General features: G+C 66.0%; 32 protein-coding genes. 16 read left to right on the forward strand and 16 right to left on the reverse strand.

The features are described from left to right. Positions 1 to 20: 20 nt before the first annotated feature. The 7 genes from C5E10_RS15880 to C5E10_RS15915 form a co-directional block, all read right to left on the reverse strand. Complete coding sequence (locus C5E10_RS15880) at positions 21 to 281, reverse strand: hypothetical protein (protein ID WP_146080309.1); 261 nt, start codon at positions 279 to 281, stop codon at positions 21 to 23. Between the two features lie 251 nt (positions 282 to 532). Continuing rightward, positions 533 to 1,318 (reverse strand): thioredoxin domain-containing protein, encoded by a 786-nt coding sequence (locus tag C5E10_RS15885; RefSeq protein ID WP_104332458.1) that lies wholly within the window; start codon positions 1,316 to 1,318, stop codon positions 533 to 535. 346 nt (positions 1,319 to 1,664) lie between these two features. Beyond that, positions 1,665 to 2,270, reverse strand: coding sequence for a hypothetical protein (locus C5E10_RS15895; RefSeq protein WP_146080310.1), 606 nt, complete (start codon positions 2,268 to 2,270; stop codon positions 1,665 to 1,667). Then, positions 2,267 to 2,824: an RNA polymerase sigma factor gene (locus C5E10_RS15900; protein WP_219820381.1), complete on the reverse strand. Its 558-nt coding sequence runs from the start codon at positions 2,822 to 2,824 to the stop codon at positions 2,267 to 2,269. Before C5E10_RS15900 ends, C5E10_RS15895 begins: the two co-directional genes overlap by 4 nt. Then, positions 2,821 to 3,489, reverse strand: a complete 669-nt coding sequence (locus tag C5E10_RS15905; RefSeq protein WP_104332461.1) for a hypothetical protein — start codon at positions 3,487 to 3,489, stop codon at positions 2,821 to 2,823. Before C5E10_RS15905 ends, C5E10_RS15900 begins: the two co-directional genes overlap by 4 nt. A gap of 177 nt (positions 3,490 to 3,666) precedes the next feature. Then, positions 3,667 to 4,026 (reverse strand): GntR family transcriptional regulator, encoded by a 360-nt coding sequence (locus C5E10_RS15910; RefSeq protein ID WP_104332462.1) that lies wholly within the window; start codon positions 4,024 to 4,026, stop codon positions 3,667 to 3,669. After that, positions 4,023 to 5,024: a hypothetical protein gene (locus C5E10_RS15915; protein WP_104332463.1), complete on the reverse strand. Its 1,002-nt coding sequence runs from the start codon at positions 5,022 to 5,024 to the stop codon at positions 4,023 to 4,025. The genes C5E10_RS15910 and C5E10_RS15915 overlap by 4 nt, the downstream gene beginning before the upstream one ends. 236 nt (positions 5,025 to 5,260) lie before the next feature. On the opposite strand from C5E10_RS15915, the gene C5E10_RS15920 reads away from it, so the two are divergent. Beyond that, the gene (locus C5E10_RS15920; RefSeq protein WP_104332464.1) at positions 5,261 to 5,794 is read left to right on the forward strand and encodes a GNAT family N-acetyltransferase; all 534 of its coding nucleotides are present in this window, start codon (positions 5,261 to 5,263) and stop codon (positions 5,792 to 5,794) included. A gap of 134 nt (positions 5,795 to 5,928) precedes the next feature. On the opposite strand, the gene C5E10_RS15925 is transcribed toward C5E10_RS15920, so the two are convergent. Continuing rightward, positions 5,929 to 6,339 (reverse strand): hypothetical protein, encoded by a 411-nt coding sequence (locus C5E10_RS15925; protein ID WP_146080311.1) that lies wholly within the window; start codon positions 6,337 to 6,339, stop codon positions 5,929 to 5,931. Between the two features lie 79 nt (positions 6,340 to 6,418). Here C5E10_RS15925 and C5E10_RS15930 point away from each other — a divergent pair, with 79 nt between their 5' ends. Together C5E10_RS15930 and C5E10_RS15935 are read left to right on the forward strand one after the other, a co-directional pair. Further along, positions 6,419 to 6,796 (forward strand): hypothetical protein, encoded by a 378-nt coding sequence (locus C5E10_RS15930; protein WP_146080312.1) that lies wholly within the window; start codon positions 6,419 to 6,421, stop codon positions 6,794 to 6,796. A gap of 115 nt (positions 6,797 to 6,911) precedes the next feature. Beyond that, positions 6,912 to 7,403 (forward strand): hypothetical protein, encoded by a 492-nt coding sequence (locus C5E10_RS15935; protein ID WP_104332467.1) that lies wholly within the window; start codon positions 6,912 to 6,914, stop codon positions 7,401 to 7,403. A gap of 72 nt (positions 7,404 to 7,475) precedes the next feature. Here C5E10_RS15935 and C5E10_RS15940 read toward each other — a convergent pair whose 3' ends face one another. After that, on the reverse strand, positions 7,476 to 8,102 hold the full coding sequence (locus C5E10_RS15940) for a hypothetical protein (protein WP_104332468.1): 627 nt from the start codon (positions 8,100 to 8,102) through the stop codon (positions 7,476 to 7,478). Between the two features lie 95 nt (positions 8,103 to 8,197). Here C5E10_RS15940 and C5E10_RS15945 point away from each other — a divergent pair, with 95 nt between their 5' ends. After that, the gene (locus tag C5E10_RS15945; RefSeq protein ID WP_219820383.1) at positions 8,198 to 8,848 is read left to right on the forward strand and encodes a Type 1 glutamine amidotransferase-like domain-containing protein; all 651 of its coding nucleotides are present in this window, start codon (positions 8,198 to 8,200) and stop codon (positions 8,846 to 8,848) included. 40 nt (positions 8,849 to 8,888) lie between these two features. Here C5E10_RS15945 and C5E10_RS15950 read toward each other — a convergent pair whose 3' ends face one another. After that, positions 8,889 to 9,875, reverse strand: coding sequence for an alpha/beta hydrolase (locus C5E10_RS15950; protein WP_104332469.1), 987 nt, complete (start codon positions 9,873 to 9,875; stop codon positions 8,889 to 8,891). After that, complete coding sequence (locus C5E10_RS15955) at positions 9,868 to 11,340, reverse strand: MFS transporter (protein ID WP_104332470.1); 1,473 nt, start codon at positions 11,338 to 11,340, stop codon at positions 9,868 to 9,870. The genes C5E10_RS15950 and C5E10_RS15955 overlap by 8 nt, the downstream gene beginning before the upstream one ends. A 226-nt stretch (positions 11,341 to 11,566) precedes the next feature. On the opposite strand from C5E10_RS15955, the gene C5E10_RS15960 reads away from it, so the two are divergent. After that, on the forward strand, positions 11,567 to 12,160 hold the full coding sequence (locus tag C5E10_RS15960; protein ID WP_104332471.1) for a class I SAM-dependent methyltransferase: 594 nt from the start codon (positions 11,567 to 11,569) through the stop codon (positions 12,158 to 12,160). Positions 12,161 to 12,212: 52 nt separating this feature from the next. On the opposite strand, the gene C5E10_RS15965 is transcribed toward C5E10_RS15960, so the two are convergent. Then, a complete protein-coding gene (locus tag C5E10_RS15965) occupies positions 12,213 to 13,079 on the reverse strand; it encodes a chromosome condensation regulator (protein ID WP_104332472.1) in 867 nt (288 codons plus the stop codon). A gap of 177 nt (positions 13,080 to 13,256) precedes the next feature. Between C5E10_RS15965 and C5E10_RS15970 the strand changes: the two genes are divergently transcribed. The 3 genes from C5E10_RS15970 to C5E10_RS15980 all read left to right on the forward strand — a co-directional run bounded on the left by C5E10_RS15970 (position 13,257) and on the right by C5E10_RS15980 (position 14,496). Further along, on the forward strand, positions 13,257 to 13,640 hold the full coding sequence (locus C5E10_RS15970; protein ID WP_181062804.1) for a GntR family transcriptional regulator: 384 nt from the start codon (positions 13,257 to 13,259) through the stop codon (positions 13,638 to 13,640). Between the two features lie 157 nt (positions 13,641 to 13,797). Then, positions 13,798 to 14,274 carry a hypothetical protein gene (locus tag C5E10_RS15975; protein ID WP_146080313.1) on the forward strand — a complete coding sequence of 159 codons (477 nt, stop codon included), beginning with the start codon at positions 13,798 to 13,800 and terminating at the stop codon, positions 14,272 to 14,274. A gap of 3 nt (positions 14,275 to 14,277) precedes the next feature. Continuing rightward, positions 14,278 to 14,496, forward strand: coding sequence for a helix-turn-helix transcriptional regulator (locus tag C5E10_RS15980; protein WP_104332475.1), 219 nt, complete (start codon positions 14,278 to 14,280; stop codon positions 14,494 to 14,496). 47 nt (positions 14,497 to 14,543) lie between these two features. Here the strand turns inward: C5E10_RS15980 and C5E10_RS15985 are convergent, their stop codons facing one another. From C5E10_RS15985 to C5E10_RS15995, 3 genes are all read right to left on the reverse strand, one after another. Next, positions 14,544 to 14,975: a TetR/AcrR family transcriptional regulator C-terminal domain-containing protein gene (locus C5E10_RS15985; RefSeq protein WP_104332476.1), complete on the reverse strand. Its 432-nt coding sequence runs from the start codon at positions 14,973 to 14,975 to the stop codon at positions 14,544 to 14,546. 148 nt (positions 14,976 to 15,123) lie between these two features. Next, positions 15,124 to 15,318 carry a hypothetical protein gene (locus C5E10_RS15990; protein ID WP_104301194.1) on the reverse strand — a complete coding sequence of 65 codons (195 nt, stop codon included), beginning with the start codon at positions 15,316 to 15,318 and terminating at the stop codon, positions 15,124 to 15,126. Positions 15,319 to 15,583: 265 nt separating this feature from the next. After that, on the reverse strand, positions 15,584 to 16,495 hold the full coding sequence (locus tag C5E10_RS15995) for a MerR family transcriptional regulator (protein WP_104332477.1): 912 nt from the start codon (positions 16,493 to 16,495) through the stop codon (positions 15,584 to 15,586). 187 nt (positions 16,496 to 16,682) lie between these two features. Between C5E10_RS15995 and C5E10_RS16000 the strand changes: the two genes are divergently transcribed. The 8 genes from C5E10_RS16000 (at position 16,683) to C5E10_RS16035 (ending at position 21,902) form a co-directional block, all read left to right on the forward strand. Beyond that, complete coding sequence (locus C5E10_RS16000; RefSeq protein ID WP_228496687.1) at positions 16,683 to 17,030, forward strand: GntR family transcriptional regulator; 348 nt, start codon at positions 16,683 to 16,685, stop codon at positions 17,028 to 17,030. Then, entirely contained in the window at positions 17,023 to 17,871 is an 849-nt protein-coding gene (locus C5E10_RS16005) for an ABC transporter ATP-binding protein (RefSeq protein WP_181062805.1), read from the forward strand. The genes C5E10_RS16000 and C5E10_RS16005 overlap by 8 nt, the downstream gene beginning before the upstream one ends. Continuing rightward, complete coding sequence (locus C5E10_RS16010; RefSeq protein ID WP_181062806.1) at positions 17,868 to 18,506, forward strand: ABC-2 transporter permease; 639 nt, start codon at positions 17,868 to 17,870, stop codon at positions 18,504 to 18,506. Before C5E10_RS16005 ends, C5E10_RS16010 begins: the two co-directional genes overlap by 4 nt. A gap of 79 nt (positions 18,507 to 18,585) precedes the next feature. Continuing rightward, complete coding sequence (locus C5E10_RS16015; RefSeq protein WP_104239880.1) at positions 18,586 to 18,978, forward strand: PadR family transcriptional regulator; 393 nt, start codon at positions 18,586 to 18,588, stop codon at positions 18,976 to 18,978. Next, on the forward strand, positions 18,975 to 19,514 hold the full coding sequence (locus tag C5E10_RS16020; RefSeq protein WP_104332479.1) for a hypothetical protein: 540 nt from the start codon (positions 18,975 to 18,977) through the stop codon (positions 19,512 to 19,514). The genes C5E10_RS16015 and C5E10_RS16020 overlap by 4 nt, the downstream gene beginning before the upstream one ends. A gap of 85 nt (positions 19,515 to 19,599) precedes the next feature. Then, on the forward strand, positions 19,600 to 20,103 hold the full coding sequence (locus C5E10_RS16025; RefSeq protein WP_104332480.1) for a hypothetical protein: 504 nt from the start codon (positions 19,600 to 19,602) through the stop codon (positions 20,101 to 20,103). 153 nt (positions 20,104 to 20,256) lie between these two features. Then, positions 20,257 to 21,225, forward strand: coding sequence for an Abi family protein (locus C5E10_RS16030; protein WP_258071179.1), 969 nt, complete (start codon positions 20,257 to 20,259; stop codon positions 21,223 to 21,225). A 125-nt stretch (positions 21,226 to 21,350) separates the two neighbouring features. Beyond that, positions 21,351 to 21,902, forward strand: a complete 552-nt coding sequence (locus C5E10_RS16035) for a GNAT family N-acetyltransferase (protein ID WP_104332481.1) — start codon at positions 21,351 to 21,353, stop codon at positions 21,900 to 21,902. A 97-nt stretch (positions 21,903 to 21,999) separates the two neighbouring features. Here C5E10_RS16035 and C5E10_RS16040 read toward each other — a convergent pair whose 3' ends face one another. Continuing rightward, positions 22,000 to 22,836, reverse strand: coding sequence for an SDR family oxidoreductase (locus tag C5E10_RS16040; RefSeq protein ID WP_104332482.1), 837 nt, complete (start codon positions 22,834 to 22,836; stop codon positions 22,000 to 22,002). Positions 22,837 to 22,895 lie beyond the last annotated feature (59 nt).

A 22,895-nucleotide genomic window follows, 5' to 3' on the forward strand; every position in this document is an offset into this window, starting at 1 on the left:
GCTGAAGGTTGTGGGCCCCGTCAGGCCTCGCTGCGACGGCGGGAACCCAGCCCAACGGCCGTCAATCCCGTGATCGCCACTCCCAGCACCAATGCGGTTCCCAAGCTGCGGTCGCGTGACGCCGCGCAGGCACCGATCACTTCCTGCATCCCGTTCCCACCCGTGTCGCGAACACCGAGACGGTAATCCGGGTCAGTGCCGAGGGCGGGGGTGCACATGACCTTGACAGGGTCTTGCGTAGAGACGGTGACCGACGCAGGAAGCGTGAGGGCGAGAATCATGACGCAGGCTGCTACCGCGGCCAGCCCCCAGGCGATGACAGCAACACTGCGAGCTCGTCTCATTCCGGGATCCTACAACCGCCGTTGTCGAGTACGACAAACCCTCGGGCATGGAGAAATCCACAGACGGCCATGAGCGCTTCATTCCTTGATGGCCACTCGTCAGAAGGTGATCTGCTGGTACTCATGCCCTCAGGGACGTCGGCTCAATCACTTCGGAGCCGCAGAAGTCCTGGCTCCTCGGTGGTGTCTTAGTTGAGCGCCGCGATGGCTTCCGCGTCCGGGGGCGAAGATTGGCCCTGGTCATTGAGCTGTAGTTGGCCGTCGATCGCGATGGTCGGGGTCGAGGTCACGCCCGCTTCTCTAGACAAGGAGGTATTTCCTGCGACCCAGTCCACGTACTCGCCCTTCGCTGTTGCTTCCAGCGCCGCGTCGTCTGCAATACCCATCTGAGTGAGCGCCGTGGCGTAGTCCTCGGGCCCCCATGCGCTCTGTGTCTGTCCGGGAATTCCGTAGAGTCCATCACGGACCTCGTAGAACGATGCTGGATCGGCGGAAACTGCCGCCGCAAGCGCAGCCCCAGCCTGCGCTCCGTACGGCGCGATGATGTTCATGGGGTGGTACGTGATTTGGGCAGTCCCGGAAGCCACGAGGTCGTTATACGCCTGACCAGTCGCGGCGTGATAGTCGACGCAGTGAGGACAGGAGAAATCGAAGTAGTAATCGATCTTCATGGCGGCATCAGATCGCCCCACTGCGATGCCACTCGCGGACGCACTGATGGGTTGCTCAACAGAACTGCCGTCAGCCGAAGGCACTTCCACGTAACCCCGCGCTTCCAGCACGGTCCTTGATCCGAACCACGTTGAGCCAAAGACGGCGAGCAGCACAATCGCTGCAAGAACGACGACGGACCCGCTGATTATCCCGAGCTGTGCAAGCCAGCGGTTCCGTCGGGAGCGGCTCTCTTCGGCTCGACGTATCGCGTTTGCTTCCTCGCGGAACTTCTGGACGCGTTCCCGGTCTTTGCCTGCCATGCCTAATTTCCCCCTGGGTGCGAGTATGCCCTTGATGCTAAGGGGCGAGCCTCGCCGAAATCACCTCACTCATCCTTAAGGCTCATTGAACATCAGCGCGGAGCACGGTCATCAACACACTCACGTCAGACTGCACCGATGCTGAGACAGTCAACGAAGTGACACCGCCGACGTCTGGTGCGAACAAGATGGCGAGACCTTCAACGTCGGCTTCGTCGACGGCGTAAGGAAGACGGGCGTGACGATGGACGAACTCAAGACACAGTTCGACGCCGCCGCCTACGAGATCCGCAAGCGGGAAGGCCTCACCGGACACCCCGCCATCGCGAGGTTCGGTGGGCCGCGTCTATTCGTGGATTCGTTCGACAAAGAAATAGATTTTCCTGCCGTTCTCGGTCCGGTGATCAGACACCTGCTCTTCCCTGACTACGGTGTACCCCCGGACGTCTTGAGGCAGGATCTCTTGAGTCGTGTTGTCGATGACAATGATGCTTGTGTGCACCGATCGCTCGTAGAGCATGAGCAGTTCCCCCAGACTGTTCTGCGCCTCCCACGGCTCGCGGGTCACGATGATCTTCGGTCGGTGATTGTCTTCGTGGGTGATCGAGACGACGGTGTAATGCGATACCGACGCATCCACTGGGTGCCCCTCGGTGTCCACGATGTCCACGTTCGCGCTGACACTCGTGACGAGGGGGTGTATTTGCTCGAGTGGCTTCCCTTCCACAAAGTCCGTAGATATGGACCCCACTGGCCTTCTCTCTGCATCCTCGGGCCAGAAAGCAAACATACCCAAGGTGGCGGCGACGATGGCCAGGAGCCCGATGATCCCGTAGAGGTTCGTTAGGTGCCGGGGTGTCGGTCGCAGACCGGGTGACGGAAGACGCTCGCTTGAAGCACTGTCGCGTGCGCGAAAGTCTTCCTGGTCACTCTTCCTGCTCGTTGACTTCAATCGCTTCCCTCTCCGTGTTGAGAAGCGAACGTTGTAATAGGAGGCTCTTCGGGACGGAGGAGTTCTCGAAGTCGAATGCGGGCGCGTTGGTAGCGACCGCGAGCCGTCGACTCACTGATGTCGAGGATCGACGCGGCCTGCGGCAGAGTGAAGCCGTCCCAGAGGATCAGGCGCACAAGTTCGCTCTGATCGACCGGCAGCTGACCAAGAGCTTCGCGCACCTCGAGCGTCGTGGAATCGATCGCTGCGAGAGGTTGCGTTTCGAGCTGCCGACGGAGCTTGAGAGTTAGGTCCGTGCGTCGGAGCGATCCGCGGACAGCATTTGCATGAACTCGACGGGCGACTCCGAAAAGCCACATCCGCGCCTGCTCAGGGTTCGAGGGCATGTGGTCGACTCGTCGCCACGCGACGACGAACGTCTCGCTCAGCAGGTCAGCGGCGTCGGCCGGAATGCTCACCCGCCTCCCGAAATAGCTGAGGAGGTCCGCCGCGTTGGCCTGGTGAAGCGCCTCGATCGTCGCTTCCCGCTGGTCACGTCCGCGTCGCCGGGTCACTCGGAGCTCCCGGGAGTCTCGTCTCCGCAACGGCCAGCCATCTCCAGGGAGACTCCGCCGTCGAGGTAACCGGCCTCCTCGAATACCCGCAACATCTCGTCGCCCACGAGCGAGCTCGCGGCGATGCCGTGCTCCGCGTCCGGGACATCCGCCGAGTCCCCTCCCCCGGCCTCGATTTGGTTCTTGAGCGCTTGCTGTTCAGCCTGCTGATCGTTGAACTCAGCTTCGATATCCTCGGCGGTGATCGCCGCGACGAAGGGATCCCAGTCGTAGTCAGCGAGGAGTTCGCGCGCGGCCTGAGTGCGCTTATCCACTTCGACGTCCGACAGCTCTCCGCCGTACTCGGGGCTGACGCGCGCGACGACGGTGCAGAGCCCGAGTTCGTCGCTCCCTGTTCTGAGCTCGAACGTCCGCTGCACGACAACGTCCGGCGTGAAACCGACCCAGTCCAGCAGAGCGGGCCCTGCAACCGCGGCTGTGGTGCCGACACCCACGAGCCCAACGCTGAGTATCGCGGCCCAGAGCCCCGCTTGCAGCTTGGAGCGTCGCGGCCGCCTGTCGGCCGCAACGGCGTGGGCGATCTTCCGCGCCTCCGTTGCGTTCGTCGATTCCGAGCCCAGCGCTGGCGGCGCCGTTCGGCGTACCAGGTCGTCGATGTCGTCCATGTCGTTCCTCCTCAGCGTTTACCCTTCACTGTGAACATGTCCAGGTGCGACCCGTTCTTAACGCGGGACGGCAAATTGCTCATCGAGCGTCCGACTGATTTCCCAGAAGATACGACTTGGCACTCCGACGGATCAGTCGGGAGCTGCATGCTCGAGCGTGCGCGATGACGTCAGGCTTTACTCCGTCCAGTACGCGCTGAGTGCGTTGATGAGGTCGCCATGAGGGACGTTCGCAAACTTCGCGGCGGATACGGCGGCCCGCAGTTGGGCGGCAACGGCCCCCGGAAGCGCGGCGGACGCATCCGCAACTCGGGTGCCCGCGCGACCCCGCGACACGACCAGGCCTTCCTGCTCGAGGAGTTTGTATGCCTTGGCGGCTGTGCCGAGAGCAACGTCAAGATCGACCATCGTCTGGCGCACAGTCGGGAGCTTCTCTCCCGCTCCGAGCCGCCCCGAGAGAATGAGCCCCTTGAAGTAGCCGAAGATCTGCTCCGCGGTGCGCAACGTGTCGGCGCTATTGACCGGCGAGTCCTTCATCGAAGGGCGCCCGCCTGAGCCGCGACATCGCGATGCGAGGCGAAGCTCGGGAGCCAGCTGAGGAGAGGAATGGCAAGGAGCAACGTGAGGCCAGCCGTTCGGAGGATGGCAGCCAAAGCGATGAATAGGCGCCCGAGAGCCTCGTACGAGGCCCCAACTGCCACGTGAGTTCCATCCTCGAGCATCATGCCCTGATGCGGCATACCGGCACCACCGGTATCGCGGAGCACAATCGCGAGCGTGAGAAGAACGGCTCCCCCGGAAAGAGTCAGCACTGTCGAACTGATCTTGCGACGAGCCTGCCGCTCCCGTTCCAGCGTCGATGGGCGGCGGAACGGGCGTAACGCATTCTCTCGGAGCACTGCCCAAGAGGCAGCTGCGACGACGAGCACCGCGGCGACCACGGGAATGCTGTAGGACCAACCAAAGAAGTCTCGTCCTTCTTCAAGGAAACCCGCGCCCGTAAAAGAGCCGGGTGCGACAAGGAGCCGGTATGCCCCATCAGACGCTTGCGTCGATGTGACCCCCGTCCAAATCATGAGAACAGCGAAGGCCGCCAGCAGGAAGCCCGCACCGGCTAGCGCGCTCCGGTTTGAGAACGTCATCCAATCGCGCGCCGTTGTCGGTGCCACTCTTTCCTCGACATCACGACGTGCCGACCTGAGGATGACGGCCACCGCCAACAGCGGCAGGAGAACGGCAGCCAGCACCGTCACGTACTTCCACCAGATGAAGTTCGTCGTCCAGTCAGGGTTGACGAACCGGACCGCCGCGAGGTCGCGTCCGAGCTGCTGCGCGATGAAGGCGAACAGCGCCCCGGCTGTCAGGACCCAAAGCACCCACCTCTCGCGTGGTGACCAGACGGCCATCGGGACCCCGTGGCTTCGCCGCCTCAACGCTGTAGCGGTACCGATGGTGAGCACCAGAGCCGGCACCCAGGCATGGTTGTAGAGAGCACTCCACGGGTCCTCGACCAGGATGAAAAGCCATGCAGGCATGTGTAGTCCGTCCGTCAATTGTTTCGACTTGTTGAAACAAACTTTGTGTCTACACAATAGAACACAATCTAAGGCTGACAGCAACCATCGCCGGTCACGTCAGCCCTGGTGCCCCAGATGCTTCCGGGGGCGCAGGGGGGGCCGAAATCTCGAAGAACCCCTCACCCGACGCTGCACTGGCGAACGCTCTGAGCTTCGCGAGTGTTGGGCGGATCTCCCGGTGCGAGCATGAGGTCATGCTCAATCTGCTGACGCTTCCGGCCGAACTTCCGACGGCAGCCGAGCCCATCGCGATCCGGCGAGCGACGCTCGGAGATCTGCCCGCGCTCATGGGACTGCTCTCCGATGACCCGATCAGCGCGTCTCGGGGCGACGTCGCCGATCACGCTGACGAGAGGCTGTACCGCAGGGCGCTCGAGGGCATCATCGCCGACCCTGGCAACGAGGTCATTCTGGCGACCGACCTGGCCGGAGCAGCCGTCGGCACCCTGCAGCTCACCCTCATCCCCGGGATGGCCCGCAGAGGAGCCTGGCGGCTCCAGATCGAGGCGGTTCGGGTTGCGACCCACCACCGTTCGTCCGGGATCGGCACGGCCCTCATGAACTGGACGGTCGGCGTGGCCGCGCCGGCACTCGGCGCCACGCTCGTGCAGCTGACGTCCGACAGTGCCCGCGCCGACGCCCACCGCTTCTACGACCGCCTCGGCTTCCAGCCCTCGCACACCGGGTTCAAACTCAGCCTCGACACCGCCCGCCAGCCGGGGCCCTGACCGGGAACGCACTGCTGGTCGCCTCGGGGCTCTGGTCCAGCCGAGGGTCGCGAGGCGATGTCGCGCCCGAGGCTGGACTGAACGCGTGAGTTCTCGCCCGCCCCTCCGCGATGACACCGTGCACAACCGCGGGGTTACGAGTACTCCCACCCCTGCTCGGGGTGAGGGCCGAACTCTGGAATGACGACGGTTGTCTTGTAGAGCTCTCGTTGGAGGTCGGTCGCGAGACTCAAGCCTTCCCGCCACCAGGCGTGCAAGGTTTCGAGGTCGGTCCATGGTTCGAAGGGGTCGGCTCGAGCCGCCCAGAACGCCGTCCACTCACGCAGGCGCTCGGCCAGCCCGTCAGAGATACCGAAATGTTCGGGGCTCATTGCTCCCCCGTCTCCCCAGAGCGAGTAGTCGTGTCCCCAGTCAGGGAAAAGGCGCAGACGCCGCAGCTTCCCTGCCCTGCGCAATCGAGCGTGCTCGATAGCGTCGTCGCGGGAGATGCCATCAGGCACGATGAGCTCGACCTGGGTCACCGGATCAAGGATGCGTTGCGACATGCACTCACTCAACAACAGGGACCGGAGAGCGTCCAGCGTGAGACGCACCAAAGCACCTGGGTTTTGCGAGGCGACGACGGTGACGGGGTTCCTCGGTCATGATGTTGTGATGGTGAGCAGCGAACCGAAGAAGCGCATTCTGCGCCTGGCCTCCAGCTCGCCGCGGCAGGGAGATGCGGGCTCGCCGGCCTGGCCCTACGACGTCGACTTCATGCTGAGCGAAGACCAGGTGTGGACCATCGGGCTGAGCGAGGGCGTGGGTCACGGGGCTGCCGGCCGCGTGGTCAGTGTTGACGAAGCCCTGCAAACGCGCTCACTTGCGCACATCGTGAAGGCCGAAGGGAGCTGGCTGGTCCCGTACCTTCGGCGACTGCATGCTGGCGGGCGAGTCACCGAAGAGGAGCTCGCCGGGGACTATCTCAGTCGGCACGGCCGCCTTCCGCGAGTAATTGCCTAGTCGGAGCATCACGGCGACGGACTCGTAGACACCCGCCGATCGGAAACCAATCTCGGGCGCCAAGGGTTGACCTTCCCCTGTCCGTGCAAGAGCTGAGCCCGTATGATCACGCCTCGTGAAGAGCGTGAACGTTCCGATGATCGTCGATTCGAGCTCGTGGTGGGACGAGGGCGTCGAGGTGCCCAAGATCGACCATGAGCCTGCCGGGCCCGCGACCTGGCTGCGGGGCCATCCATCGGTCTTCGACACAGATCACGACGAGACGCTCCTCTTCGCGGAGACCCGCCGCGGAGTCTCCCGGTGTGGAACGGCGGGCGACTTCACCCAAGACGTCCTGTTCGAGAACGTGCCCATGGGGTACACCAGCCTGACGCTGCTCGAGAAGCGCGCGGTCGTCATCGGTGGTCGCGTTGCGCGCCTGTGGCCTGGCGAACGTCAACCACTGGGATACGTCGCGACCACGGCGGATGCGGCGGGGCGGCCCCTCGGGGCGGGTCAGGATTCGGTCCTCTGGCACAGCATTCACCGCGCGCTGCGATGGTCGACGATCGTCACGGATCGCCCGTTCACCGTCGGCGCCGTGCACAGCTCACAGGCCTGGCACTGATCGCCGTCGGATCAGCTCGGCTGCGTCCGCATCCGACGTGAGGTCAACCGGCTTGGTGAGCCCTTCGACTCGTCAGCTTCCTGGCCGGCGACCCACGGTGAGACCGACTCGGAGGGCACGATCGAGGTCGCCGAACGGACGACCGCTGAGCACGATGAGGGGTGCGTTGAGGGTGGCCTTCCGCTTGCTCCCCCAGGTCATTCCGACGAATGCGAGCTGGTCGGCGTCGGCGGTCCAGATGAAGACGACGCCATCACCTCCTCGGGTCTGCTCGGGAAGCGGCACGTACCGGGTCGGGTCTCCGGATGCGAACGCCGCGTGGAGCCGCTCGAATGCGTCCGGACTGAACGCGTGGTACCCCTCGAAACGCTTTCGGAGTGGTGTGCCGGTCTGCTCGCGGACCCACACTCGTGACCAGGACCCCGCGATCGCCCCGATAGCGAATACGCCGAAGGTCACGGCGAGGATGATGATCGCGATGGGAAGAATGCCCAGCCCCCGTAGCGCCTGATATCGCGGGCGCGACGCCTCCTGAGCGCTTTCCCTCGAGTACTCGATCAACCCGGCGAAGTTCACCACCGCGAACACCACCGCTGCTAGGCACAGCAGCAGCGCGCCCGTCGCCACGATCGTGCGCGGCAGCGAACGCCGAGAGACGAAGCCAGGAGTCCGCGAAAGCGTCGCGTCGTAGAGAGCCACACCCCCAGCATCCCAGGTCTCTGAGCTCGCCGCCCGCGTGAGCTGCTTACCGCTGCGAGGAGCACCGCACCCTGGGCTCGATGGAGCTGTCGGCGGTGGCTGATACCGTGCCCGGCGTGAAGATCCTCCTGCTGTCTCGCTGTCCGGGTGCGCTGTCGTCTTTCCTCGCGGAGTCGACAGATCGCGAAGGCCCGCTCCGCCTCGGCTACATCGACGACGCCCAGGTGGCGTTCTCGGAGGCTCCGTTCGTGCGAGCAGAACGCGACTCTGTGGAGGAGCTGGGCCACGAGGTCGTCGGCATCACCGTTCGGGGCCTGAGCGTCGCCGAGTTCGAGCGCGTGCTCGGAGGGCTGGATGCGCTGTACGTGGCGAGCGGGAGCACCTTCGCGCTCCTTGAGGCGCTGCGCGTGTCTGGCTGCGACGCCCCCTTGGTCGAGCACGTGCGAGCGGGGCTCCCCTATGTCGGGTCCAGCGCCGGATCGATCATCGCGGGGCCCGATGTCACGCCCGCCTCCCTGATGGACGACCCCGCAGATGGGCCCCTGCTCACTGATCTCACCGGCCTCGGGCTGGTCGAGCAGACCGTCATCCCGCATGCGGATGGGCAGCTGCCGCCCTACCCACCGGACCTCATTCGCACGACGCTGGACACGTACGGAGCCGACTACCCGTTGCTCCCCCTCGCCGACGACCAGGCCCTCCTCGCCGATGGAACGAGTACGCGAGTGATCGACTCAAGCTGCTGATCGGAGTGCTCCGATCCTCACCGAACGATGTGCATATCTCTCATCGTGATTGCGTCGCGATGCCGAGAAGTCGCCTCGTCCAGTCGGCCAGCGCGGCGGTGGCGCTTCGAGAGATGACCGCGCCCGGCATCATGCTCGTGAATCCGTGGAAGGCACCCGGCCACACGTGGAGTTCCGCGTCGCCGCCTGCTGCCCAGATGCTGCTCGCGTACGCGACTGTCTCATCACGAAAGACCTCGACGCTGCCGCAGTCGATGTAGGTGCGCGGGAGGTTGGAGAGATCGGTTGCTCGGGCGGGGGCGGCGAAGACGGAGACATCCTCGCCGGCGCGGCGGGATCCGAGATAGGCGTCCCATCCGAAGCGAGTCATCTGCCGATCCGCGACCCCGATGCCGTCGATCTGCCTGGTCGACACCGTGCAGTCCCGGTCGTCGAGCATCGGCGACACCAGGATCTGCGCCATCAGGGCTGGCCCTTTCCGTTCCCGGGAGAGAAGGGCAGTACCTGCGGCGAGCCCACCGCCGGCGCTCTGGCCGACGACGACGATGCGTTCTGGGTCGATGTCGAGCGCATCGGCGTTCGCTGCGACCCAGGCCAGCCCCGCGTAGCAGTCCTCGACCGGATACGGGTCGGGATACTCGGGGGCGAGGCGGTAGTCGACGCTGATGAGCACCACGTCGTGGTCGTTCAGGAGCCAGTCCTCATATGAGTCCAGATTCCCCAGGTAGTGGCCGAACACCATGCCACCGCCGTGGATCGTGTAGAACGCGCTCGTGATCCCGGTGCGGCCGATGCGCTGGACAACGGCGAGGGTGATCGGATCACCGAGGTGGCCTGGCACGGTGAGCGTCCGCCGTTCGTACCCGCGAGCCCGCAGCCGCTCGTCGAGTTCATCTTCCGTGATGTCGAGGCCGCGCAGGTGCGGGAGCATCTCGGTCGTGAGGGTGAGAGGCCCGTGCGCTTCGAGTGCGGTGAGGAAGGTGGCCAGCTCGGGATCGAAGGCCGGGCGAGGTGTGAGGTCAGACATCGGTGGACTCCTGTGTGGTGATCGACGTGGGAAGGGTGCGACGCGAACGTTGGATGCCGATGGCGACGAGCGCCGCAGCGAGGGCGGTGATGCTCAGACCGGCGATGAGCATCGCGTCTTGCAACGATGCGAGTCGGTCCGGGGTCCAGGTCACCGTCGCGATAGTGCCGACGACATGGGCGGCCAGGATCGTGCCAGCAGCGGTGATCCCGGCTGCGGTGGCGATCTCGCTCGCGGTGTCGACGAGGGCGGCACCGATGGAGGTGCGGTTCTCGGGGAGGCCGCGCAGGACGTTGTTCCCGGCGACGGCGCCGACTACCCGCATCCCGGCGGCGACGAGCACGAGCGCAAGCAGGATCCAGGCGTAACCGAAGCGACCCAGGAGCGCGAACACGGCAAGGCCCGCGACGACAGCGGTCGCGCTCATCCAGGCTGCTCGATCAAGACCCAGCCGTCTGGCAACCGGGCCGACGAAGCGGCCGCTCACGAGAAGCACCACGACCTGCGGCAGCGTAGCGATCGCGGCGAGGGCGGGCGGCCACCCCCACGCGAGCTGCAATTGCACTGTGACCAGGTACGACAGCCCCGCCATCGCAAGGCCCGCGGCGGCCTTGTACGCCAGACCACTCGCGACCTGAGGCTGTACGACGAGTCGCAAGTCCAGCAGCGGATGGCGCGCCGTGCGGGCACGGACCACGAATGCGACGGCCGCGGCGACCGTGGCCGTCGCCGTGCTCCACTCCACAGTGACGTCGGCACCAGCGACGAACAGGGTCGGAGTGAGCAGGACGCCGACGACGGTTGCCGTGCCGAGGATCGCGCCGATCACATCGATGCGGTCGCGGTGAGGATCTGCTTGCTGGTCAGCGGCGATCCCCGCGCGAATGCCAACGAAGGCGATCGCTGCGATCGGAGCATTGGCCACCATCAGTGCCTGCCACGGTGACACGGCAAGAGCGAACCCGCCAATCGTGGGCCCGGCGGCGAGGCCCACCAACCCAGCAGTCGAGATGACCGCCAGTGCCCGCACGCGCAACTCGTCTCGAGCGAAGAGCCGGAAAGCCAACGCCATCGAGCCTGGGGCTGTCATCGCCGCGGCGACTCCCATCAGCGCGCGTACGGCGATGAGCTGCTCGATCGACGTGACGAACACGGTCAGCGCGCTCACGATCGCGAGCAACGTCAGGCCAGCGAGCATGATGCGGCGGCGACCGAACCGGTCAGCGACCGAACCGAACAGAAGCATGAGGCCGCCGAAGGCGAGCGAGTACGCCCCGGAGACCCACTGCAGCGAGGCGGTGGGTGCGATGAGCTCGCGCCCGATGGAGGGGAGCGCAACGTTCAGGACAGAATTGTCGAGCATCTCGAACAGGAACACCGCAGAGAGGCCGGTCAGCGCAACCCACGCATCGCGCAGACGTGGCGGGGGAGCCTGTACGGCGGCAGGCGTCGTCGATTCGAACATGAGCGCACTCCTTCGATGAAGAAGTGGCGACTCCGACGAGACCGCTTGTGCGTTTCCGTCTGCCTCAGCAGGACGGGATTTTTCCCTCTGCGTGAAGGCTAGCGCATCACCGCCCTGTCCTGAGCGTGGTGACGGGCGCCGCATTCTCCAGGCCTGTCGTGCCCGTTGTCCTGAGCGCCCTCCGGGAGTCTTGGCGCTGAGTTCGCGCTTCACTAGCATCGGCTGAATGTCGAACACCACGGACGCCTACTCCCTGCGAGCCGACGAGTACAGCAGCCTCCTGGGTTCGATGGAGTCGGTGCACGACTCCGACCGTCAGCTCATCGACAGCTGGGCGGCGGCAGTTGACGGTCGGGTGCTGGATGCCGGCTGCGGGCCCGGACATTGGACGAACTACCTCGCCAGTCGGGGGCTCGACGTCCGGGGCATCGACCTGGTCCCGGGATTCATCGAACGTGCGCGCTCCTCCTATCCCGGCGTGCGATACGACCTTGGGAGCATCGACGAGATCGACGAGCCCGGCGACTCCCTCGGGGGCGTCCTGTCCTGGTACTCGACGATCCACCACGACCCGTCTCGCATCTCCGAACCCCTCACCGAGTTCGCTCGAGTCCTGCGCCCAGGCGGCCTGCTCGCCATCGGGTACTTCGAAGGCGCCGCGCGTGAAGCGTTCGATCACGCCATCACAACCGCGTACCGATGGCCGGCAGACGAGCTTGAGCAAGCCCTGGAGGCGTGCGGATTCGAAGTGCTCGAGTCCCATCGGCGAACCAGCCGAACCCACAGACCGCACGGCGCCGTCGTCTGCCGACTCGCTTGAGCCTGGCTGAACGGCTGGCGGCATGGCAGGAGGGAAGCCTCGGCCCAGCCCTTCAGGCGAGTTCGAGTTTCCACTCGGCGACGTTGCACTGCCCGTCGTCGTTGTTGCCGGATGCAAGCACTGTCCCGTCTGCGCGCAGGCCGAGCGTGTGCGCTGACCCCGCGGCCACCGCCACGACGTCCCGCCACGTTGCGACCTCGCATTGCCCACGCCTGTTGTCGCCGGATGCGCGCACCCGACCGTTCCCGAGGACAGCAACCGTGTGGCGGCTCCCCGCTGAGAGGGCCACCACGTCGCGCCACTCCAGCGCATCTACGAGGCCTGCCGCCCGATCGCCAGCGACAACCACCCGGCCTTCTCGAGTCAGACCGGCAGTGTGGAGGTAGCCCGCAGCCACCGCTCGCACGCCGCGCCAGTCCGCGACGGAGGATTGCCCCCTCCGATCGTTGCCCGCAGCGACAGCCGTGCCGTCTGCGCGAAGCCCGACCGTGTGCCAGTCTCCCGCAGCGATGGCGACCAGCTCACTCCATCCTTCGACGTCATTCGCTCCCTCGTTCCGCCTCCCCGCGGCCAGGGCTCGCCCGTCCGCGGAGACGGCGAGAGTGCGCCGCCAGCCGGCGGCAACAGCCACGACCTGTGTCCAGTCGCCGACGTCGCACTGCCCCTCATTGTTCCAACCGGTGGCGAGCACGGTGCCGTCCGCGCGCAACCCAACTGTGTGAGATCGGCCCGTGTTCGCGGCGGTATGCACCCCACCCACAGCGACCGAGATCACGTCGGACCAGCTTTCCACCCGTCCCTCCTCAGAGCGCGCTCGACCAGCGGTGCACACAGCGCCGCCTGCCATCACACCGGCAGAGTGTCGCCGACCGGCCGCGATCTTCGCGCGGGCAGGTTTCGCGTGCTGGTCGAAGCTCATACGTTGATCGTCTCAGCCAGTTCGTCGTACCGCGCTCATCGACGTGTGGTGCCCTCCGGCGTCATTCCGACAACGGGGCCAGCTCGTCGTCGCCCTGGGGACGCAACCAGCGGATGAGTCGCCGGAGGAGCTCTCGGTGCTCCGGAGCTTCGAAGGATCGAGCCGAGCCAGCTTGTTGTGCACGTCCTTCGACTCCGCAGCCTCGATGGCCGGCCGACGATGCTCGAGCGGCTCACATTCACGGAGGAAGTCGGACGCCACCTCTTCGAGGTCGACCTGAACACCGTGTCCATCACCGAGTTCCTCGACAGTCGCGGCTACGGCTACACCGACATCGACCACGAGATCGACGCGAAGGCCGCCGATGGACTGGACGCCAGACTGCTGGAGATCGAGGAAGGCTCCCCCGTCCTGCGCCTGCGCCGGGTGACGCGAGACAACGATGGCCGCGTCTTCGAGGTCTCCGACGACCGCTACCGGAGCGACATCGTGCGCTTCACGGTGTCAGCATCCGGCAGGTCGCAGCGGGGGTCGCACTACGTGCGGCCGATCGCGTTCTGACCTTCGCCTGTCGGCGTCCGAGGTTGCAGGCACTGCCATCTGCCGACTCACTTGAGCCCGCTTGAACGGGCCGCTGGCCCCACCCTTGTGTCAAGCGTGCTTGACGTGTATAACTGTCTCGACAGTCAAGTTAGCTTTACACATGGGAGTGCGGAATATGGACACCGAGAGTTCCTCGTACACAGCGGACACTCGAAGCCGGTGGGGCCGAGTGAAGTTCGGCAGGCGCTGGTCGGCGCTCTGGCTGGCGATCCCCTCCGGCCTGCTCCTCGCCTGCGTCATCGCAACGATTCTGGTACTGACTGGGTCCGCCGGCCCGCACCCGCTCGTCGGGTGGTTCGCGACGGTACTGGTGTCGTTCTGGGCCTGTGCTGGCCTCGTGTGGGCGCTGTCCGTCGACCGAGACAGCCTCCGAGGAGCCACCCCGCGCCCCGAGCAGTCGGTGGAGTCGGCGTGGATCGAACGCGCGACGAGCGGAGCGTTCGGCGACACCCTGCTCGTGACCGGTCTCGGCACCGCGGTCATCGCGGTCGGAAACCTCGACATTCCCGCACTCCTGGCCCTGGTCGCCGTGATCGTCGTCGCGATGGGATCGGTGAGCATCCGGTATGGCCTCGAGCGAAGGCGAGGCTAGTTCGTGAAGAACGCGCTCCCCGACCTTCGCAAGCAACGCGGGTGGTCGCAGCAGCGCCTCGCGGAGGAGCTCGGCGTCTCCCGCCAGACGGTCATCTCCATCGAGCGCGGCCGCTTCGACCCCTCGCTACCCCTCGCGTTCCGACTCGCGCGCGTCTTCGAGTGCCCGATCGAGAGCATCTTCGACGACGATGACGCCGACGGGGCCGACGACACCGAGTGACGGGTCCCCTCTGACGACTCCCGCAGACATCCGCGAGAAGGGCCGCGTCAGCCGTCGTCGCGCGGGCGTTCCGTCAGCCCGAGGAGGGTGATGACCTGCTCGGCGTGCGCGCGCGCAGCCGCCGCGCTCGGTGCGGGCGCCAGCCCGAGCAGGCGGCGTCGGTGCGGCTCACCGAGGAGCAGCCCGAACAGTGCCTCCGCTAGCGGCAGCGCCTCCGCCTTCACCTGCACGAGCCCGCTCGCAGGAGAGAGGTGCTGCGCGAGCAGCGTGACGTACCCCCGTGGCCCGCTGGAGTAGAAGCCCGACGCGAGCTCCATCGTGAACTGGACGGTCCACTGGTCGGCGAGGTACTTCGGTGAAGAAGCGAAGAGCCACCTCGGGGACGAGCGGTGGAATCGGATGTACGACTTCGGGGCGTCCTGCAGGCCGGCGCCTCGATGACCTTCGTGAGCGACGTCGTGACGAACTTCGAGCTCCACCGGGGAAACCCGTTCTTCGGCATGCAGGTAGCGGCGACGTGGAGCTCGACCAGCTCGGCCAGGTGAGCCCGTCGGCGGTCCTGTTCGAAGGAGAGCTGGCCTTCGGCTCGCTCACCTAGACCGACGGCGGTCTCCGTCCGCGAAGTCCTCAGCGAGATGTGCGCTTCGGAACGAGCAGGGTGATGAGGAGAACGGCGAGACCTGCGCCTCCGGCGACGAACCCCGCCATCTGGAGGATCCCGGCACCGATGTTCGCATCGAGCGCGGTCGGGTCGGTGATGAGGACCGCCGAGGCGAGTGCGATGAATCCGATGGCAAGAAGAATCGTTCCGAGAAGTCGCATGCAGTGTTCCTTTGGTTGAAGCACGGTTGAGTGTGGTCGTGATGTGTGCCTGAATCAGCCCTGAGCCAGCCAGACGAGAACCCCGCCGAGGGCCGAGACCAGCACAAGCGGCAGCCACCACCGGGCGCCGAACTTTGGTCGCCGGGAAGCGCGCGGGGTTCGCGGTGCGCTCATGGTCTTCTCCTCGTTTCAGCTCTCAGACACCTCACTACACCGCCGCCTCCGCAAAGGCAGGATGTGCGACGATGACTCGCGTTGTGGTGGGTCAGTAGAGCTCGAGCGCCAGTTCCCGGGCGAGTTCCATGCTCCGCCAGCGCGCCGGCGAGAAGTCGTACGGCATCATTTGGACGGCCTCGGCGAGGCTCGTCCCGCGCGCTGCACGGGCGTCTTCGGCATCTTCGGCGGCGCACTCGGTGCCCTCGTCGTCATCGGCAGGAGCGGGATGCGACTCCTCCCAGGCATCGAAACGGTCGTTGTCGGCCTGCGCGAGGCCGGAGCTCTCGATGACCCCGTTGAGGGCGGCCTCGAAGGCGGCCCGTTCAGCGGCCACCTCGGCCACGCGGGGGTCGTCGACGGCGACCGTATCGTCGAGCGCCTCCTCGGCGGCGTCGATGCGGTCGGCCTCCTCCCGCAGCTCCGGGTGGCTGGCCAGGGCGATGAATCGAGATGCCTGGACGGAGGCACCGAGTGCGCCGAAGATCCGCTCGGTCACGAGGAGGGTGTCCAGGTCGTCCTGCCGCAGTGCCCCCTCTGGCAGCTCTGCCAGGCGGTCGCTCACGATGTCGGAGAGCAAGCCCACCCTGCTGCCCTGCGCGCGCATGCGCTGCACAGCCGTCCGCTGCCGCTCGAGTTCGACCTGGCGCGCGACGAGGGACTCCTCCAGCCGCTCGAGGATGCGTGCGACATCACCGCCGCTGCCGGCTGAGTCGGCCACGTCCGCGTCCGCGAAGGCATCGCGGATGTCGTCGAGGGCGATGCCGGCGTCGGCCATCCGACGGATCCACAGCAGCTGGATCATCTCGTCGTAGCCGTAGCGGCGGCGGTCGTCGCTCCCCCGCGCTGGCTCCGGGATCAGCCCCAGCTGGTGGTAGTGGCGAATCGCGCGGGGCGTGGTCCCGACGAATTCGGCGGCTCCGCCGATCGTGACCTGGCGGGGCGGGATGAACGACGACAGCATGTGGGGCCTTCCTCGGGGGGGGTGGCTGGATGCATCCACTGCACCACATGACGCTGCGGAAGGTGCAAGTCCGCAGTCGATCCGAGCCGAAGACGGCGGGGTCTAGAATGAGAACTGTTCTGGTGTTATGGTGTTTATGTACAGTGGAGTTCGCATGCGGAAAGTACTGATTTCAACGAGCGCATCGTTGCCCATCTACGAACAGATCAAGACGCAGGTACGGTCGGCGATCCTGTCCGGAGATGCCGCGGCAGGCGAGACGCTGCCTTCATTGCGCCAGTTGGCGGCAGACCTCCGAGTGAGCGTCATCACCGTGACTCGCGCGTACAACGACCTCGTCCACGAGGGCCTGGTCCGCAACGAGCACGGCCGCGGATTCGTCGTGCTGGAGGTCGACCCCACGATCGCCTCCGGAGCCCTGGAGGAGCGAGTCGCCGCCGCACTGCACGAGCTGCTCATCGCAGCTCGAAGCGCACACATCGACATCGACGAAATGCACCGACGCCTTGATGAGGCTTGGAGGAACAATGACTGACGACGCAGCGCAGATCTCAGACCTGCGCATCACTCGACCCGACTTCACGGTCGAGGACATCTCATTCAGCATCCCGCGCGGTTCCGTGGTTGGACTCGTCGGCCCGAATGGCGCCGGGAAGACCACGATCATCCGCTCCCTGCTTGGCCTGATCACCCCCGACGCGGGACGCATCGAGGTCTTCGGCGGCCCAGCCGGAGCGAGCACGGCCCTCGCGAAGACCGGCATCGTCCTCGACCGGCCGACGGCCGCCGAGGACTGGCGCGTGACGTCGCTCGGCCGAAGGCTCGCCCCGTTCTACCCGCGGTGGGACCACGCCCGCTTCGCGCAGCTGCTCGACCGGTTCAGCATCCCCGAGAAGCGACGAGTCGGCGAACTCTCCCGCGGCCAGGGCGTGAAGCTCGCGCTCTCGTGCGCCCTCGCACAGCAGCCGGAGCTCCTCATCCTCGACGAACCCTCGAGCGGACTCGATCCGGCATCGCGCCGGGAGATCACCGACGTGATCCGCGAGTTCATGGTCGACCCGCAGCACGCGGTGCTGTTCTCGACGCACATCACAACCGACCTCGACGAGCTCGCCGATGACCTCATCGTGCTCGTGGGCGGGCACATCGCGCGCCGAGGCCCACTCCCCGACGTCAAGGAGAGCTACGCCATCGCGCGCGGCACAGGCACCGTGCCCGCGAGCGCACTCGGCCCCCAGCACACCGGCCAGGGATGGTCCGCGCTCATCCGCGTCGACGACTCACCGCAGTACGGGCCCGAGGTCGTGATCGACGAGGCGACCATCGACGACATCATCATCCACCTGGCCGCCGCACACGAGGAGGCAACGGCATGACGCTCGCATTCACTCGCTTCGACCTGATGTCCTGGGCCGTCAAGAAGCAGACGCTGCTGCTGCTCGCGTTCATCGCCCTGGTCGGCATCGTGCTCCCGCTACCGGGGATGGCGATCGCCGCATCCGCCCTCGTCACATCCCTGATCCTGTCCGCCCCGTTCCTGGGCGACGAACGCGATCGACTCGACACGCTCTACGGAGTGCTCCCGATCTCGCGGGGCGCAGTTGTCGTCGGGCGCGCGATCTCGGTACTCCTCTACGGCCTCGCCGCGGTGGCCGTCGCGACAGTAGTGACCTTCGTCATGGCGTGGGTGCGCAACCGCGAACTCGCGCCCGAGCTGCTCCTCGTGAACTACGCGGCGGCGTTCGCGATCATCGGCCTGGCGGTCGGCGTGCAGCTGCCCGTGCTCTTCCGCGTCGGATACACCCGTGGACGCTTCATGGTCTACGCCCCGGTGGTCGTCATCGCGGGCGGAGCCTGGGTGGGCCAGGCCACCGGCATCCTCGGCGACGACACCTTCTCGGCCCTGCCCCTCGAGGGCATCGTCGCGGCGTGCGCCGCCGTCGGTGTCATCGGCATCACCGTGGGCACCGGTCTCGCTGCACGTTTCTACCGGGCGCGCGAACTGCGCTGACCACGTTCCTGCGGTCCGGGGCGCCTGCATCAGACAACATGCATTGCAATACCTTGCATTACAAAGTAAAGTGCAATGCATGACAACCTCAGTCGGTGCGCAACTTCGCAAGGGCGTCGTCGAGTACTGCGTCCTCGGACTCCTCCAACAGGGGCCCATGTACGGGTGGCTGATCTCAGAACGACTGGTCTCCCTCGGGCTCATCGGCAGCATCGGAACGCTCTACCCGTTGATGACCCGACTGCGCGAACGCGAGCTGATCGCCGCGCACGCCGACGACTCCGACTCGGCGCGACCCCGGAAGTACTACGCCATCACCAGTCAGGGACACGCCGAGCTGGAGCAGTTCAGGTCCCAGTGGGCGCCGTTCGCCTCCGCCGTGGAGGAAGTCACGCAATCACGAACGACCACCACCACGACCGCGAGCGACAGCATCCGCTCACGCGACCAGACGGAAGCAGGAGACCGATGAAGCCTTTCGAATCGCAGAACGAAATCGCAGGCAGCTACCTGAAGGAGCTCCAAGCAGCGCTTCGCGATGGGACACCCCAGGTCCGGGACGAGGTGCTCAACGACATCGCGGACACGCTCCGCGGCCTCGATGCCGACGAGACTCGAGTCCGCATCCGAGAGCTCGGGGCACCGAGCACGATCGCAGCCGACGCCATGGCGGAGACGCCCTCGCCCGAAGGGACCGGGCCGAGCCGCGCGTACCCGATCATCATGTCCATCGCCCTCATCGCCGGCTGGTACCTGGTGCCGGTGCTCGGCTGGGTGGCCGGACTCATCATGATCGGCGCGAGCCAGCACTGGTCGTCGCGAGTGCGCAGGAACGGCATCCTCGCGTCTGTCGCCGTGATCGCCGTCTCCACCATCGGCATCTTCGTCTTCCGCGGGACAGGCGCGTGGGTTGTCGGCGTGATCATCTTCGCTGCGCTGCCGCTCCTCGGCAACATCTTCGTCGCCGACTACCTCCGCCGCCGGTGGGCGCTGCCCGGCCAGCACTAGATCCGACGCGCACCCGGCCCGATCTGGCCCAGCTCGACAGCTCTGCCGATGACCGATGATCCGAACTCTGGAGGAGAATGCCGGTATGCGCCTCCGTCGATTCACTCCAGTGCTGCTCGTCCCCCTCGTGCTCGCAGCACTCGTTGGATGCTCGCCCACTGCGCCCACGGAACCGGAGCCGCCGAAGTTCAAGCTCTCCCTCAACGAGGTACGCGACGCATCGCTGGAGGTGGCCGAGGGGATGGTCGCGGAGTTCCCGGAAGCAACGGGGCTCATCGAAGCTGATCCCAACGTCTCAGCCTGCGCCGGCGAGGAACCCAGAATCGGTCGTTGGGTGTGGGCGACGACGTTCTCGTCCACCGACCTCGTGAACACCGTCACGAAACTCCAAGAGGAGTATGGCGACGCCGTGACCTCCACGGGCACCGCGAGTGAGACGGTCGAGTATGCCGACGGCTCCACATGGCCTGCGACTGGCTCGCACACCTTGATCGAAGACGAGACCGGGTCGTACCTCCTGAGCTACCCAGCTGGAACCGAAGGACAGGTCCTGCTTCGCGTGGTCACCGCCTGCGGAGTGCTGCGCTGAGCATCCCGCCACCGAGACGATTCGGAACCCACGGGTCTCGCGTATCTGGGCGCTAACGCCTCCCTGCCGAACCCTGCTAAGTTAGGTGCAATCGTTCAGCCCGCCCGGTCCACCGGTGTGGGCTGGATTTTTTTGTCCGAGAGGATGCCGAGAGTGTCACCTTCACCGAAGAAGTACCTCACGATCGGAGAGCAGGCTCAGCTCCTCAAGAGCCGGGGCATGGAGCTCGACGGCAACCCCGAGCAGTGGCTGAAGTCGATCAACTACTACCGGTTGAGCGGGTACTGGTACACGTCGCGTCGATTCGAGACAACCGCTGAGGGCGCGCCCTCACGATCCGATCAGTTCCAACCGGGGACCAAGTTCTCAGAGGTTGCGGCACTGTACGAGCTTGACCGCAAACTTCGCTCTCTTGTACACGTCGGGCTCGAGCGGGTCGAAGTAGCGCTCCGCAGTCAGGTCAGCTACGTCCTCGGGCGCTACGGCCCCTTGTCCTACGAGGACAAGTCCCTGTTTCGGGATGCCTTCAACCACTCGTCGTGGGTCGACAAGACGCACGAACGGGTGAAGCGGGCGGCCCGCAGATCGATGTTCATCAACCATCACATGCAGAATCACGCTGGGGTGATTCCGATCTGGGTGCTCGTCGACGTCCTCGACTTCTCGGACGTATCGATGCTCTACGACGGAATGCGCGCAACAGACCAGTTCGATGTGGCTGAAGGCATGGGTATTCGTCTCCGACTTGACCGGTTATCGCACAGGCAACGCGGCAAAGCCGTCAAGCATCATCCGTTCGCCCGGTGGCTCGAGCAGCTGACGGTCGTCCGCAATATCTCTGCCCATCATGGACGCCTTTGGAACCGCTCCCTCGTCCCGGCTGCGACAGGGGCGATGAGGACCATCGAAGAGTTGGAGAGCCTTCCTCCTGGACAGAGCGAAGATCTCTACGGAGCGCTCGCGGTCATCGCGCAGATCTTGACAGCTGCCGCGCCCGACTCGAATTGGGCACTCAAGGTCGCGTCGGAAGTCGAGCGCGGGTTCGCGGCGCTGCCCGGGCGGGATGTCAGTGAGATGGGGTTTCCCGGCGATTGGCGCGATGTCGGCGTCTGGAGGGCCTGAGAAGCGCACCGTCCGCAGTGGTTCGTTTGCGCAGGATTTCCTGGGTGGGCCACGCCTATCTGGCCGAGCACGCTCGCAGAGCGTCCCCTCGGAACCGGTGACCCGATCAGCGATAGCGTGATCGCATGACAGGCGGCACTCTGCGTTGGGCGACCGAAGCTGATGCGCGGGCAGTCGCCATCGTGCACGTCGACTCGTGGCGAGCGGCCTACGCGGGCCTCGTCCCCTCGGAGGTGCTGGCCGCCCTGAGCGTCGAGCAGCGCACCGCCGGCTGGACACGGTGGATCGCCGCCTCCCTGCGCGGCGATGCGACGGACCAGGACGCCGTGCGCCCGCATCGGCTGCTCGTCGCCGAGGACGGGGAACGCATCGTCGGCTGGGCCGCACTCGGGCCCGGGAGAGACCCCGACGATGGGCACCGAGGGGAGCTCGGTGGCCTGTACGTGCATCCAGACCACTGGTCGACGGGGGTCGGCGCCTCGCTCATCCGGCGCGCCGAACAAGAACTCCGCGCAGCCGGCCACTCGGACGCCTACGTGTGGGTGCTGACTGGCAACGAGCGGGCGATCGGTTTCTACGAGCGACAGGGCTGGCGTGCGGACGGCGCCAGCAAGATCGCGGATGAGGGCAGCGCACGCGCGCTCGTCGAACTCCGACGCACAAAGCCCCTGTCTTAGTCATGCCGAAGAAGCGCTGACCGAGAAGGACCTGGGGCGGCTGGCCTCAGCGACGGATAGGCTGGGCCAGCCGCCCGACCTGGAGGCGACGCCTGGACTAGACGCCCAGCTGCCCCAGCCACTCTGTGACGGAGCGAGGCGTGATGCCGAGGCGCCGCTGCGCGCTCGTCGCCTCGTCGATGACCTCGTGGGGCTGCGTGGCTCGCCACTTGTAGGACTCGACGACGGGCGCAGCACCGGGACCGATGACACGCGCGAGGTCCTCTCCGAACGCATCCGGATCACGACTGTCGAACCTGACCGGACGACCAAGGTGCGCTGCGAAACTCTGCGCGAGATCGTCGCCGAGCAGACCGGGGAGGGCGCCGACGCCGACGATTCCGGTGATCGCGTCGTCCTGCAGCAGTCCGACGACGACGTCAGCGACGTCGAGGTGGGAGCTCCAGGAGACCGCGTAGTCCGCACGGATGGGGTAGCTGAGAATGCCACGCTCCTGCACCGACTCGACGACGAACGGCAGCAGGAGGTTCTCGAGGTAGAGGCGGGGCTGCACGATGGCGGTCGAGATCTCGGCTTCCTCGAGCCTGCGCACCAGCACGGCGAGCGCGCTCTCCGGGTCCTCCAGCGTGTACCCGCTCGTGGAGACCACGACTCGGGCCGGAGTCGACGCCTCGGCGGCGTCGGCGACCGCGTTCGCTGCCGACAGCTGGTCGGCAGGCGATCCGATCGGCAGGTGGACGAAGATCCCCTGAACTCTGCGATACGCGTCGGCCAGCGAGGCGGCGTCGGTGAAGTCGACGGCAACCGCCGTTCCCGGGCCGGCATAGGAGCTCGGTGTGCGAACCGCGGCAGTGACATCGAGGTCGGCCTGGGCGAGGGCTGCGATGACGGGGGCGCCCTGGGCACCAGTGGCGCCATGAATCAAGTAGGTCATACGTCCATTAGTGCACAGGATGCATCGGTTACGTCAACTGCACTAAAGGGATATGCTCA

It is taken from the genome of Pseudoclavibacter sp. RFBG4, from assembly GCF_002931515.1.
In the GTDB taxonomy this organism is placed as follows: domain Bacteria; phylum Actinomycetota; class Actinomycetes; order Actinomycetales; family Microbacteriaceae; genus Pseudoclavibacter.

Excerpts from the sequence above, each read along its gene's own strand:
- C5E10_RS15880 (WP_146080309.1), bottom strand. The coding sequence starts at position 281 with ATGATTCTCGCCCTCACGCTTCCTGCGTCGGTCACCGTCTCTACGCAA.
- C5E10_RS15885 (WP_104332458.1), bottom strand. The coding sequence starts at position 1,318 with ATGGCAGGCAAAGACCGGGAACGCGTCCAGAAGTTCCGCGAGGAAGCA.
- C5E10_RS15905 (WP_104332461.1), bottom strand. The coding sequence starts at position 3,489 with ATGGACGACATCGACGACCTGGTACGCCGAACGGCGCCGCCAGCGCTG.
- C5E10_RS15910 (WP_104332462.1), bottom strand. The coding sequence starts at position 4,026 with ATGAAGGACTCGCCGGTCAATAGCGCCGACACGTTGCGCACCGCGGAG.
- C5E10_RS15915 (WP_104332463.1), bottom strand. The coding sequence starts at position 5,024 with ATGCCTGCATGGCTTTTCATCCTGGTCGAGGACCCGTGGAGTGCTCTC.
- C5E10_RS15920 (WP_104332464.1), top strand. The coding sequence starts at position 5,261 with ATGCTCAATCTGCTGACGCTTCCGGCCGAACTTCCGACGGCAGCCGAG.
- C5E10_RS15925 (WP_146080311.1), bottom strand. The coding sequence starts at position 6,339 with ATGTCGCAACGCATCCTTGATCCGGTGACCCAGGTCGAGCTCATCGTG.
- C5E10_RS15950 (WP_104332469.1), bottom strand. The coding sequence starts at position 9,875 with ATGTCTGACCTCACACCTCGCCCGGCCTTCGATCCCGAGCTGGCCACC.
- C5E10_RS15955 (WP_104332470.1), bottom strand. The coding sequence starts at position 11,340 with ATGTTCGAATCGACGACGCCTGCCGCCGTACAGGCTCCCCCGCCACGT.
- C5E10_RS15960 (WP_104332471.1), top strand. The coding sequence starts at position 11,567 with ATGTCGAACACCACGGACGCCTACTCCCTGCGAGCCGACGAGTACAGC.
- C5E10_RS15965 (WP_104332472.1), bottom strand. The coding sequence starts at position 13,079 with ATGAGCTTCGACCAGCACGCGAAACCTGCCCGCGCGAAGATCGCGGCC.
- C5E10_RS15975 (WP_146080313.1), top strand. The coding sequence starts at position 13,798 with ATGGACACCGAGAGTTCCTCGTACACAGCGGACACTCGAAGCCGGTGG.
- C5E10_RS15990 (WP_104301194.1), bottom strand. The coding sequence starts at position 15,318 with ATGCGACTTCTCGGAACGATTCTTCTTGCCATCGGATTCATCGCACTC.
- C5E10_RS15995 (WP_104332477.1), bottom strand. The coding sequence starts at position 16,495 with ATGCTGTCGTCGTTCATCCCGCCCCGCCAGGTCACGATCGGCGGAGCC.
- C5E10_RS16005 (WP_181062805.1), top strand. The coding sequence starts at position 17,023 with ATGACTGACGACGCAGCGCAGATCTCAGACCTGCGCATCACTCGACCC.
- C5E10_RS16010 (WP_181062806.1), top strand. The coding sequence starts at position 17,868 with ATGACGCTCGCATTCACTCGCTTCGACCTGATGTCCTGGGCCGTCAAG.
- C5E10_RS16015 (WP_104239880.1), top strand. The coding sequence starts at position 18,586 with ATGACAACCTCAGTCGGTGCGCAACTTCGCAAGGGCGTCGTCGAGTAC.
- C5E10_RS16020 (WP_104332479.1), top strand. The coding sequence starts at position 18,975 with ATGAAGCCTTTCGAATCGCAGAACGAAATCGCAGGCAGCTACCTGAAG.
- C5E10_RS16025 (WP_104332480.1), top strand. The coding sequence starts at position 19,600 with ATGCGCCTCCGTCGATTCACTCCAGTGCTGCTCGTCCCCCTCGTGCTC.
- C5E10_RS16035 (WP_104332481.1), top strand. The coding sequence starts at position 21,351 with ATGACAGGCGGCACTCTGCGTTGGGCGACCGAAGCTGATGCGCGGGCA.
- C5E10_RS16040 (WP_104332482.1), bottom strand. The coding sequence starts at position 22,836 with ATGACCTACTTGATTCATGGCGCCACTGGTGCCCAGGGCGCCCCCGTC.